The 12393-nt window shown below is 52.3% G+C and carries 13 protein-coding genes; 7 read left to right on the top strand and 6 right to left on the bottom strand.

Features of this window, described 5'->3' with window-relative positions; translation table 11 throughout:
• Window positions 1–5: 5 nt before the first annotated feature.
• Window positions 6–410 (top strand): hypothetical protein, encoded by a 405-nt coding sequence (locus QTL79_RS04730; RefSeq protein WP_346353798.1) that lies wholly within the window; start codon window positions 6–8, stop codon window positions 408–410.
• Between the two features lie 140 nt (window positions 411–550).
• Here the strand turns inward: QTL79_RS04730 and QTL79_RS04725 are convergent, their stop codons facing one another.
• Window positions 551–1558 (bottom strand): hypothetical protein, encoded by a 1008-nt coding sequence (locus tag QTL79_RS04725; protein ID WP_346353797.1) that lies wholly within the window; start codon window positions 1556–1558, stop codon window positions 551–553.
• Between the two features lie 203 nt (window positions 1559–1761).
• On the opposite strand from QTL79_RS04725, the gene QTL79_RS04720 reads away from it, so the two are divergent.
• Together QTL79_RS04720 and QTL79_RS04715 are read left to right on the top strand one after the other, a co-directional pair.
• A complete protein-coding gene (locus tag QTL79_RS04720) occupies window positions 1762–2811 on the top strand; it encodes a S1C family serine protease (RefSeq protein WP_346353796.1) in 1050 nt (349 codons plus the stop codon).
• Between the two features lie 200 nt (window positions 2812–3011).
• Window positions 3012–3923, top strand: coding sequence for a nitroreductase family protein (locus QTL79_RS04715; protein WP_346353795.1), 912 nt, complete (start codon window positions 3012–3014; stop codon window positions 3921–3923).
• A 273-nt stretch (window positions 3924–4196) separates the two neighbouring features.
• On the opposite strand, the gene QTL79_RS04710 is transcribed toward QTL79_RS04715, so the two are convergent.
• Complete coding sequence (locus QTL79_RS04710) at window positions 4197–5099, bottom strand: LysR family transcriptional regulator (protein WP_346353794.1); 903 nt, start codon at window positions 5097–5099, stop codon at window positions 4197–4199.
• A 141-nt stretch (window positions 5100–5240) separates the two neighbouring features.
• On the opposite strand from QTL79_RS04710, the gene QTL79_RS04705 reads away from it, so the two are divergent.
• The 4 genes from QTL79_RS04705 to QTL79_RS04690 all read left to right on the top strand — a co-directional run bounded on the left by QTL79_RS04705 (window position 5241) and on the right by QTL79_RS04690 (window position 8305).
• Window positions 5241–6515, top strand: coding sequence for an APC family permease (locus QTL79_RS04705; RefSeq protein WP_346353793.1), 1275 nt, complete (start codon window positions 5241–5243; stop codon window positions 6513–6515).
• A gap of 34 nt (window positions 6516–6549) precedes the next feature.
• Window positions 6550–7086 carry a nitroreductase family protein gene (locus tag QTL79_RS04700; protein ID WP_346353792.1) on the top strand — a complete coding sequence of 179 codons (537 nt, stop codon included), beginning with the start codon at window positions 6550–6552 and terminating at the stop codon, window positions 7084–7086.
• A gap of 94 nt (window positions 7087–7180) precedes the next feature.
• Window positions 7181–7930: a hypothetical protein gene (locus QTL79_RS04695; protein WP_346353791.1), complete on the top strand. Its 750-nt coding sequence runs from the start codon at window positions 7181–7183 to the stop codon at window positions 7928–7930.
• 168 nt (window positions 7931–8098) lie between these two features.
• Complete coding sequence (locus tag QTL79_RS04690) at window positions 8099–8305, top strand: hypothetical protein (protein WP_346353790.1); 207 nt, start codon at window positions 8099–8101, stop codon at window positions 8303–8305.
• Window positions 8306–8365: 60 nt separating this feature from the next.
• Here the strand turns inward: QTL79_RS04690 and QTL79_RS04685 are convergent, their stop codons facing one another.
• The 4 genes from QTL79_RS04685 to QTL79_RS04670 all read right to left on the bottom strand — a co-directional run bounded on the left by QTL79_RS04685 (window position 8366) and on the right by QTL79_RS04670 (window position 12254).
• A complete protein-coding gene (locus QTL79_RS04685) occupies window positions 8366–9643 on the bottom strand; it encodes a methyl-accepting chemotaxis protein (RefSeq protein WP_346353789.1) in 1278 nt (425 codons plus the stop codon).
• 161 nt (window positions 9644–9804) lie between these two features.
• Window positions 9805–10689: a YitT family protein gene (locus QTL79_RS04680; protein ID WP_346353788.1), complete on the bottom strand. Its 885-nt coding sequence runs from the start codon at window positions 10687–10689 to the stop codon at window positions 9805–9807.
• A gap of 261 nt (window positions 10690–10950) precedes the next feature.
• A complete protein-coding gene (locus tag QTL79_RS04675; protein ID WP_346353787.1) occupies window positions 10951–11409 on the bottom strand; it encodes a YbaK/EbsC family protein in 459 nt (152 codons plus the stop codon).
• 23 nt (window positions 11410–11432) lie between these two features.
• Window positions 11433–12254, bottom strand: a complete 822-nt coding sequence (locus QTL79_RS04670; protein ID WP_346353786.1) for a tetratricopeptide repeat protein — start codon at window positions 12252–12254, stop codon at window positions 11433–11435.
• Window positions 12255–12393 lie beyond the last annotated feature (139 nt).

The raw sequence follows: 12393 nt of genomic DNA, 5'->3' as shown, positions 1-12393 counted from the left end.
TAAGCGTGGATCTATTATGCGGCGGATTAGGCTGGCCGTTGCCGATTGTTGCGCCGGTGCTGGCTGGAGCAGGAATCGTGCTTGTTTATAGGGATTTGGCTGGTTGCGAACGGGATTTGAAACGAGGCGAATTGCAACGGCTGGATGATCCGAAACGAAAAATGAGTGTACTGGTGCGCGTGACATATGTTCTGGCGGTAGGAGGAGTGGCGACGCAAATCATGCTGAAAAAAATGCTGGGCATTAACGGCTTGATCGTGTTGGCCTATTTTGTTTGGGTATGGTTATACATTATAGATGTTAAAACAGCGTTTCAGTTGTTCTACAAATACCGTCTGCGGCGCAAATATGATTTGCCGTTGCTGCGTCCGGCAGAGGCTGCGCAGGTGGAGCTAAAGGTGCAAAGCTAGTGGAGATTTGAAATTACGTGAATTTTTAATGAAAGGAAGCTTTTACGGGAGAGGAGTATTTGAAAAGAAAAAAGCAGGCACAGATTATGCTGTACCTGCTTTTCGCTTTTGTGTGTAATGAATCGAATCAACTGAAACGTTTAATTGACCGGAACAAAACGGCAGGAGAAGACGCCGTCAGTGTTGTTGATGTAGCTGTGGCTTTTCATCGATAGTCTGTCGCCGTCCGGCAAAGCGGTGTAGTCGACTTTTCCTTTTGGATAAGCCAGGCTGAATTTGGCGACGTCATTCTCGATGCTGTAATTGCCGCGCCCGGATGGCGCACTGGCCAGTTTGGCAAAAATCTCGCCGGAAGACTCTTGCAGGGGGCTGCTGTAAGCAGTCACGCTGCCGTCTACAAAAAAACGGTAATAAGAATAAATCGTAAGGTTGGAATATGTATTGCTTACAACATAGAAGCCGTTACACTGCACGACGCCCGCGTTCGGAGGCGCTGCAGACGCGGAACTGTCACCAATGCCGGGCGGCGTCGCCGGACTGCTTGCGACAGGCGCTGCCTTGGGGCTGCCAAGCTGGCTGTTGACGATGCTTTCCCAGGCGGTTCCCTGTGCTTCCATCTTCAGATGCGCCAGCAGTTCGCGCCGGTTGCTGACCTCCAAAGAATGAACGGCATATTCACTGTGGGAAAACATGGTCGAAGCTTTGGTCTGCTCCAGATATATGCTGCCCCAGTAGGAAAGACTGCCCGCTACTGCGTGGCGCAAGGCCGGCGAAGTTGCGTCTTTCGGTTCTTTGTAGCTGGTCGATAAATTCGAAGATCTGCCGCCGCCGTACAACTTCATATTAAAGACGTTCATGAAATAGTCGCCGGGTTTGACGAACGCAAAGAAATAACTGGACACGGTGATGTTTTTTTCGGTATCATTGGTGCCTGAAAAAAGGCCGTGCGATTCGACCGGATATTTCTTTAAGCCGACCCAATCCAAAGGAGCGCCGATGCGGTCGCCGTCGATGTCCCCGTAAATGATGCCGTACGCGCTCGGCGGATATTTGGCCAATGCGTCGGACAGGCTGCTGGCAGCCGCTGGCGTCGCCAAGGCGAGCAGCATAAAGAAGGTGAAAACTCGAAGAAAAAAATGAAGGCGCAAAATAAATCCTCTCCCTTAAAGACATAGTTTATTTACAGTATAGCTTGTTTGGGAAGGAAAGAAAATTTTTGTAAGTTGTTTTTTTTGCGGAGAGGAAATTGAAAAAAACAGCTAGAATTGATTGTTCTATAGACATAAAAGATGATTGCTTTTGACAAGCGTTGCAAAATGCAGCAGGAGATGCAGAATGGGGGATTACAAAAGTGTGGGGTAAGAGAATCGGAAGTCTGATTGTCGCAGTGTTGTTTTTATTTTTGCCGGTGCAAGGACATGCCGAAGATGCGGCTTGGGTCAGCTATGCACAGATGCAGGACGGAGACCGCTATTATTATTCGCAGTCCAGCATCCGCGCCAATGAGAGCGGGGTGTTGGTCGCGTCGTTGCGCAAATTCGCCAATCCGGATAGCGCTATTTCAAGGCGCGTCGCGTTGCTGCTTTTTCAACCGGGCAACAGCCGCTATAAGGTGCTCTTCCAAAAGGCATACGATGCCGAGAACAAAGTCGTGGATGAACGTTCTTTCCCGCAGGCGGAGTGGGAGGCTGTCATACCGAATTCGGTTTATGCGCGCCTGATGGATATCGCGGCGGGTTACCAGGCAAAAGCATCTCGGGCGGCAGCGGCGTCAGTTTCCGGCAGCGGCTTTTTCGTTGCGAACGGGGTTGCGGTCACGAATTACCATGTCATAAAAGATGCGAAAAAAATTGAGGTGCTTTGCAGCAACGGCAAAAAAGCGGCTGCGGTTGTCGTCGGAATTGATATGGCCAGCGACCTGGCTCTTTTGAAAGTAGGCGCCGTCATGGAGGAGCTGCCGCAGCTGCCGCTCGGCAATGCGAAAGAGATCAAGGAAGGCATGCGCATTTATGCGGTGGGCTTCCCGCTGTCGAATGTGATTGGCAACACGCCGAAAATCACCGATGGAATCATCAGCAGCCTAAACGGGTTCAATGGCGACATCCGTCAATGCCAGATCAGCGCCGCGATCCAACCGGGCAATAGCGGCGGCCCGCTGCTGAACGAACGCGGCGAGGTGGTCGGCGTCGTCACGGCAACACTGGGCAAGAATTTTGCCGATAAGGCCGGCATCCTGCCGCAGAACGTGAATTTTGCGGTTAAGGAGAACAACATACGGAATCTTGCCGACAATCTCGGCATATCGTTGCCGAACAAAGACGCGCATCGGAAAAATCTAAGCGGCGAAGAAATTATGGAGACGGCGAAAAAAAGTCTGGTCTATATTAAAGTAGAGCGATGATGGCTTAAAATGAAAATGGCTTGAGATTTTGTTTAGGAATAGAGTTTGCTAGAGAAACAGTCTGTCGAAAAATATTCGGCAGACTCTTTTAATTTCTTGAAAGAACGTTGGCACAAAGCATAATTTTTTAACGTGTGGCAGGTGTTTCCTTGTTTTGACAGAATTTTATACAAGTAGATTGTGTACGAGGAGGCGGTTCGATGTCCATTAAGACCGGTCGGGCGACGGGGACGGCCCGGGTTCGCATCGACCAAGCGGCCTGCATCAGTTGCGGCAAGTGCGTGCAGGTCTGTTGCGGCGCTCCTTTATATATGGAAGATGGGCGGGTGATGGTGAATCAGAACCGCATGTTCGGCTGCATCGGCTGCGGCCAGTGCATGGCGGTCTGCCCGCAAAACTGCATTGAGATATATGGCCGCGAGCTTTCGCCGGAGGATCGTTTTGAACTGAACCCGCCGGAGCAGCGTGCGGATTATCAGCAATTGCTGGCGTTACTTGAGGCGCGGCGCAGCATACGCCGCTATCGTGATTGGCCGGTGTCGAAAGAAATGGTCGATAAGATTCTGGCGGCCGCAGCGACCGCGCCGATGGGCATTCCGCCTTCCGACGTCAAGGTCAGGGTGTTTCACGGCCGGGCGGAAGTGGCTGCGTTTGCTGCCGATGCCGTCGCGTTTGCGCACAAGTGGAGCTGGATCTTCGAGTGGCCGCTGACGTTGCTTTGGCGTTTGTTTTGCGGCAAGGCGATGCAGGAACTGATCGAGACGTTCCTGCTGCCGACGGCGGATTATCTGGCGGAGCAGCAGGCGGAAGGCAAGGATTTTCTTTTGTACGGCGCGCCGCTGGCGATGTTCTTTTACGGTGGTGCGTATAATGATCCGGCCGATGCGGAAGTGACGGCGACGTATGCGATGCTGGCGGCGGAGTCGCTCGGACTTGGCTCCTGCATGATCGGTACGGTCTTGCCGCTTCTAAAGGCCAGCAAGGCGCTGCGCAGCAAATACGGCTTTCAGCCCGATCTGCGCGGCGGCATCATGGTGGTGTTCGGTCACCCAGAAGTACAATATAAGCGCGGCGTACGGCGCAGTTTTGCGGAAGTGCGCTGGGAATCATAAAACAAGAAAAGCCTGCGGCAAATTTTGCTGCAGGCTTGAGACTGTCGACAAAACGAAATCAAGTGAGACGTTTTTTACACGAAGAGTCGAAGAAGGGAAGGGCGGAAGAGATTTTAAATTCTTCCTTTCTTCTCGCCGGGCCGATAGTATCGGCCCGCTTCGCTTCTTCGTGTTGTCGTTTCCTTTAATTCTTCTATTTGTTCCTGTTATCGTATTCTGTTTTTCAATTGTTTACACTCTGAAGCCTGCGGCAGATTTTGCCGCAGGCTTTTCTCATTTCTTGAATTCAGCGGCGGTCAGGCGCTCGCGAAACAGGGCGAGGAACGCCTGTAAAGCGGGGGAGAGCCATTTGTCGCGGTGATGGATCAGTTGGGCGCGGATCGGAAAGGGAGGTCCCTGCCAGGCGAGTGCGACCAGACGTCCGTCCGCCAGATCGTCTTTGACCAGTTGGCGTGAGAGGAAGGTAAGGCCAAGACCGCTGAGGGCAAACTGGCGCAGGACTTCGACGCTGTCGATCTCAAGGATCGAGCGCGGCGTCACGGCATAGGAGCTGAGCATGTGATCGAAGAGGCGGCGGTAGCTGCAGCCTGTTTCCGTCAATAAGAGCGCCTGATCGTTCAGATCGGTTGGCGTGACGCGTTTGCGCTTGGCCAGCGGATGTTCCGGAGCGGCGAGGATAACCATCGGCTCGTCGAAGAGCGGTTGGATGACCAAATCGGGCTCGTCGAGCGGAACGTCGAGCAGGAGCGCGATATCGATATCTCCCTTGCGCAGTCCGCTGCGAAAGTTGCAGCAGGTGTCGAAGCGAAGCTGGATGTTGACGGCGCTGTAAAGGGACTGGTATTCCTTAAAGAGCGTCGGCAGGCGATTGACGCAGAGCGATTCGGGCACGCCGACCACCAGGCGTCCTTTCGGCAGCGTGGCGTCCGCCAGCGCATTTTCCGTTTCATCGGCCAGACGCAGCAAACGTTCGGCATACAGATAGAGCGTTTCACCGGCCTGTGTGAGTTTTGCCTGACGGTTGAGACGTTCGAATAAACGGGTGTCGAGATGCGCTTCCAGCGCCTGAATCTGGCTGGTGATGGTCGACTGTGCATAATCAAGCGCTTGCGCTGCCGCGGTGAAGCTGCCGTAGCGGACAATCGCCGCAAAGGTTTTCAGCTGACGCAGTTCCATTTCAAAAACCTCCTCGTATCGAAAAAAATGAAGTAGTGCATTGAAACAATCAATTATACCGAATTGCAAGCTTTGTGATAGTATAACAAACAAGACAAAGAATTTCCAGAAAAAACAATGGCAGCGACGGGAGGAGTCAAGATGGAACTAAAATTGAAACGCAGCATCACGTGGCGGCAAGGCGTCGCAATGACGGTCGGCGCGGTGCTGGGCTCGGGTATATTGGTACTGCCGGTATTGGCTGCGGAGCTGGCGGGGCCGGCTTCACTCGTCAGCTGGTTTTTGATGGGCGTACTGACAGTGCCGATGGTGGTCGCGCTGGCAAAACTGGCGGCGCGCTGGCCGGAAGCGGGCGGCATCGCCGCGTACGCCAGACAGGCATTCGGCGCACGCTGCGGTGCGGCGACAGGTTGGTTGTTTCTCGGCACGGTTCCTTTTGGCGCACCGATTGTTTCACTGATTGGCGCGCATTATCTGGGCAGTTATCTGGGACTTGGCAGCAGCGGCGTGACCTGGTTGGCGCTTGCGATGCTGGCCTTGGCGGTCGGTTTTAATTACCGCGGCATTCAAATTTCCGGCGCGGTTCAGATGGCGGTTGTCGGAGCGATTGCGTTGGTGTTGCTGGCGGCGGTGCTTACGGCTATGCCGAATGTTCGGGCGGAGGCTTTTCAGCCGATGGCGCCGCATGGATGGCAACCGGTCGGGGTGGCGATGACGCTTTTATTTTGGGCTTATGTCGGCTGGGAGATGATTGGCCATCTGGCGGAAGAGTTTCGTGACCCGGCGCGCGATATTCGTCTTAGTCTGGGCTGGTCGCTGTTGATTGTCAATGGCTTGTACCTGCTGTTGGCACTGGTCACGGTTGGAACGGGCGTTTATCTTGGGCCGGATAAGATGACGGCGCTGGCCAGCATGGTTGAAGGCGGATGGGGACGCGGCGCAGGATTACTGGTTGCGTTGCTCGGCGCGGCATCCTGTTATGCGACGATTCATACTTATGTGGCCGGTTTTTCGCGACTGGTGTTTGCGCAGGCGCGCGAAGGCGCTTTCTTGCCTTGGTTTGCCGAATTGCACCCGAAATATCAAACGCCGCATCGCGTGCTGCTCCTGTTGTTTCCGGTTTCCGCTTCCCTTTTGCTGGCCGGAGAATTTTTTCAGTGGGATATCAAGGAATTGATTCAATTTCCCAGTGCAATCTTTATTGCGCTCTACATCATTGCGATGGCGGCGGCGGTAAAATTACTGCCGAAGGGCTTCGGGCAATCTTGCGCCGCGCTGTCGTTGGCCGTTTGTGTAGCGGTGTACCTGTTTACCGGCTGGGTCATGCTCTATCCGGCTGTACTGGGTGCGATCGGCTGGTGGGCATCAGGTCAGCAAGAAGCGCAGGCTGAAAAAGGTCGGTTGCAGCAATTTTAGCAAAAGATAAAAAAGAAAGGGGTAAGTGAACAGCATGGAAGAGATTAAAATGCGCAGAAGCGTAAGAAACTATCTGGATAACGCGGTTGAGGAGGAAAAGATCATTCAATTATTGGAAAGCGGCAGACTGGCGCCTTCAGGCAGCAATACGCAGCCATGGCGTTTTATCGTGGTAAAGTCAAAAGAGAGCAAGGAAAAACTGGCGGAAGTATCCAATCAGCAAAAATGGATGGTATCCGCACCGGTCTTTATTGTCTGCGTGGCCGACATTCGTTCGCGAATAAAAGAAGAGGTAGCGATCGAAGTGGATGAAAACAGCGCAGAGGAAGAAGTGAAGCAAATCATACGCGATACGTCGATCGCGATAACGCAGATGATGCTTGAGGCGGTCAATTTAGGTCTGGCCACGTGTTGGGTTGCCTGGTTTACGCAAAAGGAGATCCGACCGATTTTGCATATTCCGGCGGATAAATATGTCGTCGGCATTCTTACGCTTGGCTACGCCGCAGAAAATCCGGCTGCGCGGCCGCGTAAACCACTCGAGGAAATCGTCCGTTATGAGAGATGGTGAAAGCGAAGCGCGCATGAAAAGGAGATAAGCAGGATTTACCAGGCCCGACGGCTAACTGTCATTAGATAGAGCCGTATACGGGGAGGTATTACCGATGCAGGAAATTTTGCGCAGAATGTCGTTTGCCGATTATCGATTTTTGGTTGAAGTCATCAGCGATGGACTGAGTTTGGCGGATAGCCGTGTTTTGAAGGAAAAACTGCTGGCCGTGGAAGTGGATCACTCGACGGCGGCGGTAGAGGAACTTTGCGGCGTCTTGGAACGAGAGATTCGTTATCTCGGCAGTGCGGACGCTGCTTATTTGGCGCGTAAGGCGCTTGGGCAGGAGCCGGGCGTAAGCTGGGATGAAATGATTCAGGATGTGGCACGTACGCTGAAAATCGCGCTGCCGCTCTTTAGCGACGAGGAGGCGAAGCTGACGGAATTGGTGAAAGCGTATGTCGGTCAGCATTTTGCCAGCCTTGACGGCGACAAACAGCGTAAGGTTTTAGCAGGCGTCGGCGTGCCGCAGGAAGAAATCAATGATTTTTTTAAACGCAATGCGCTTCGCGTATCAGCGCCGCTATTGCTGCAGTTTTTTGGCTCCAAGGTGGTAGAAAAAATCATCGCGGATCTGGCGCTGACTGCGATTGCCGGATTTATTGGCAAGGGACTTGGCAAACGTTTGATTCAGGAAGTGGTGAAAAAAATTCCACTCTGGGCCGAATGGCTTGGACCGGCCGCCTGGGCGGTTTCCATTGGCTGGACCGTGAGCGATTTGCAGGGGCCGGCGCTACGCAAGACGATACCCCTAGTGCTTTACATCGGTCTGTTTTTGCTGCGCGATGAAAGTAGCGGGGACTGATAATTTATTTCTGTGCGAAAGAGGAAGACGGCCGCTATGAGGCGAATCTATATTACATAGCAAAGTTGCAATTTTCAGTAAAAGCCATCGTTTCCGGTTTTACGCTCATTTAGTTATGACAGTAAGGCAGAAGAAAAAAATTTCCTTAATGGAAAGGATGATGGATTTATGTTTACGCAACGGGATTGTGCAAAAGAAACGGTTAAGGGTGTTCGCAAAGTGGCCGACGAAATGGAGCGTCTGACTGGCATCCTCGATACGGTGCCGCAGGACTGCAAGATTCGCAGAGACGTCATCGATCAGATCCGCCAGCAGTATATGCTGCTGTGTCAGCAAAGCAACGATTATGCCAAAACTTTTAATCGCGAACGTTAAAAAACTAAAAAGAGGCTGTCGCAGCTGGGGTTTCCAGCGGCGACAGCCTCTTTCTTATATTTACTTAACGACCATGGAAGACAGATTGGTCGCTGCACGAGCCACTTCTTCCGACGCGTTTTCGATCTCATGCGAGGTCGTTGCCAGTGAGCTGACTGACGTGTTGATGCTTTGCATCTGGTTGTAGTTGCTGGTAATCGAGGTGGAAATCAAAGCCATACTGTCGGCCATTTTTTTCGCCGACTGACCGACCGTTTCCATCGTGACCGCCTGGTCGCGCATGCTGCTGACCACTTCGTTGGTGGAGTCATTGTTCTTTTTGATCAGATCGACGATTTCGTTGGCGGCATTACCGCTTTGTTCGGCCAGTTTGCGGACTTCTTCGGCGACGACGGCGAAACCGCGTCCTGCTTCGCCGGCACGCGCCGCTTCAATGGCGGCGTTGAGCGCCAGCAAATTGGTCTGACTGGCGATGCCGGTGATGGTCTGGACGATCATCGCGACGGATTTGGAGGTCGATTCGAGCGATGCCACTTTTTTCAATGCTTCCTGGTTAGCGTCGATCATCTGCGTAACCTGGACGCTGGTTTCCTTGCTTTCCTGCTCGCCGGTTGTGGAAGCGGCTTTTGCGCGATCCGCTTCTTGGCGGGCCAGATCGGAGGCCTCCTTGATTTGTTTGGCCGAGTGGGCCATCTGTGCAGCCGAAGCACTGGTTTCTTCAGCTGTTGCGGCCAGCGTTTGACTGGCGTCCTGTACGCGGGCGACGGTAGCAGCCTGTTCGCGAAACATCGCTTCCAGTTCGTCCTTTTTATCGATTTCTTTCGCATAGGAGTTGATGAAGGACTGATTGACTTCGGCCTGAACGAGCTGTACGATCTGATCGAAGGCGGCAAGGACGTTGCGCAGATGTTGCGCGTCAGTCCGATAGGCGTCAATAATGAACGGCAAAATGCTTTGTTTCAAGGTCCCGGTGGCCAGCAAAAACCACTCGGCCGGCAATTTGATCCGATTGTGAACTTCGCCGATGCGTTGCAAATGCGCCAAGTAAGCGGATGTGATCTTTGGTTCATATAGCGTTTGCAAAAAACCGCGCAGCGTCCCTTTTAAGCGTTCAATCGTGGCGTGTTGACGGATGAAGGCTTCCACCTCGGGAACCATAGTCAGGCGCTGATAAAACGTGTTCGTGATCAGATCGAGGTTTTTCTCGATAATGGGGCGAAGCTCCGCCAGATAGCCTAATGATGCACTATCCATCGACAGGAAAGAAGGAGCGACGCGACTGTTGCCGCCGTAAGAACCGGGCGCAGGCTGGGCGAATTTTTTATGGCTTCCTAACATGATGAATCCTCCTCTTGTTGCTATGCTGGGCGGTGTTTGAACGGGATAAAAATGATGTTTACTAAGTGCTTCGCTTATTTCCGATTATTTCCTTCTAATTGCCGTTGAAAATATGAAAAGGGACACCACCTTGTTGCGCTACAGGGTGATGTCCGAGTGAATCAGGATTTAGACTGCGCGGGTCGCGTACCGGGTAAAGTGAAACCTCGTCCCATCACTTCAGCGGCATCGGTGACGATGACAAAAGCCAGCGGATCGACTTCTTCGACGATAAACTTAATCTGCGCGATTTGCGTCAGGCTGACGACGACGAAAATGACCTGCTTAGACTGGTGCGTGAAGGCGCCTTCGCCGTGCAAAATCGTAGCGCCGCGGCCGATTTCATCGAGAATGGCAGCCGCAATCTCAGTCGAACGATAGGAAACGATAAACACAGTCTTTTTTCGGTTGATCCCTTCTACGACCTTGTCTGTCAACGTAGCGGTAATGTACATGGCAATCAGCGTCAGGATCGCCAACTTGAGGCCGAAAAAGAAGGCGGCTATCATTGTGATCAGACAATTGAAAGAGAAACTGACAAAGCCCATATTAAAGGAATAATATTTTTTGATGATGGCGGCGACGATGTCCATGCCGCCGCTGCTGCCGTTGACGCGGAAAATCAAGCCGGCTCCAAGTCCGGATAAGATGCCGCCGGTCAAGGCCGCCAGGATTGGATCGTCAATCGGTACAGTCGCGAAAGGCTTAATGGCATCGACCATAAACGAAAACATTAGCGTGCCGAATACGGTGTGAACGGCATAGCTCTTGCCGATCAGGCGATAGGCGGCGTAAAGAAGCGGGATGTTCATCGCCAGAATTTGCGCACCGATTGGCAAATTGAACAGATAGAAGATAATGATGGCCAAGCCGCTGATGCCGCCGCTGAGCAGCTGATGCGGCACGAAAAAGAAATTGATTGCGATGCTGCAGAGAATGCAACCGATGGTGACAACGATGTATTGGATCAACATCTTTTTGATTTTTTTCTGTGTTTTGGGGTGCATGATAGCCTCCTGTTTTGTACTTGCCTACGATATATTGTTTTCTTTCGGCATGAAGCGAAAAATACCTTGCGGGATTGCGCCGCAAGCCGGTTAATTTATCATTAAAATAATGCGCACGAGTACTAATAATAGTAGGTAAAATTAGGAAAAGCAAGTGTTAAGTTGTAGCATTTAGAAAAATATTTTAGGCAAGAGGAGGAAAAGAAAAGAACGGCAGCAACCAACCTCGTAGGTGCGTTGCTGCCGTTCGCTTCTTGCGTCTTATTTGCAGACGTCGATCACGTTTGCGCCAGTCAATTCTTTCAGCCGGTCCGGACTGAGCGGCAAAGCAGAGTTGGCGGTGCCGGCGGCCGTATAGACCGTGGCGAAATCCCAAAGGCTCCGGTCAAGATAGAGAGGAATCTCGTTCAGCAGGCCGATCGGCGAAACGCCGCCGGGCGGAAAGCCGGTGGCCGTCTCAGCGGTTTCGGCGTCGGCAAAGCGGATCTTCTTGGCGCCGACCGTTTTAGCCAGTTTGCGGCTGTCAATTTTTTTGTCGCCGCAGGTGACGACGAGCAACGGCGCCGCGTCAGCGAGAAAGACCAATGTTTTGGCGATTTGGGCCGGACTGACGCCGAGCGCAGCGGCGGCAAGCTCTGAGGTATGCGTACTCTGATCAAAATAAGTGACGCTTAGATCGGGATGCTGTATAAGAAAATCCTGAATCCTTTTCAGCGGCATAAGAAAAGACCTCCTCGAAGTTGCTATAGGATGATGCCTGCCAGTTCCTGGAGGCGGATGCGTGCATAGTCGAGCTTGGAACCGGTTTGTTCGGGGGAATGTTGGATAAAGAGCTGATAGGCACGGATTGCTTCAGAGTAATCCTGCACTTGTTCACAGGCAACGGCTTTGTTAAAATAAGCCAGTGTATCATGCGGATCGAGCTCAAGAACTTTGTTGTAGTCGTTGATCGCCAAATCAAAACGGCTTTGTTTGCTGTAAGCGACGGCGCGGTTGAAATAGGCGACCGGATAGCGCGGATTCAGTTCGATGGCCTTTGAATAGTCGGCGATCGCGGCGTCAATTAAGCCTTTGTTGCGGTAGATGATGCCTCGGCTGACATAGGGCTCGGCCGACTGCGGTTCAAGCTCGATCGCCTGGCTGTAGTCGGCAATCGCCTCATCGGCTTGTCCCTTGGTGAAGAGAAGCTGCCCACGTCGGATATGGGGATAGGCGTAAGCCGGATCACCGATGATGGCCTGGCTATAATCGGCAATAGCCAGTTCGACGCTGCCGGTTTTTTCATACAGATACCCGCGCCAGCTCAGTGCGCCGACATTAGAGGGGTTTATTTCGATGGCGCGCGTGAAATCGCTTAGCGCGAGGTCAAAGCGGCCTTGGTTAAAGTAAATTTCGCCGCGTTTGGCGTAGAGATCATCGTTGTCCGGCGTAACGGCCAAAGCCGTGCTATAGTCGGCAAGCAGCTGATTGGGATCGCTTGCAGCTTCCTGCGCTGCTAGAGGGGAGCAGAGGAAGAAAAACAAGCAGGTAAAAAGAAAGAAGATACGGTGAAGGGTTGTTTTCATTTTGGACCTCCTGCGTCATTTGAGCTCACCCTTCCTATTATACAACGCGAAGCGAAGAAACCCTGCCGAAAAAGGAAAGGGTTTTTAAAAAGAATATCCAAAGAATATCCGATTAAAAAAATAAAATAAATTGAATAAT

It is taken from the genome of Azotosporobacter soli, assembly GCF_030542965.1.
GTDB classification, from domain to species: Bacteria; Bacillota; Negativicutes; order SG130; family SG130; genus Azotosporobacter; species Azotosporobacter soli.
This window is presented reverse-complemented; position numbering and strand designations above follow the sequence as displayed.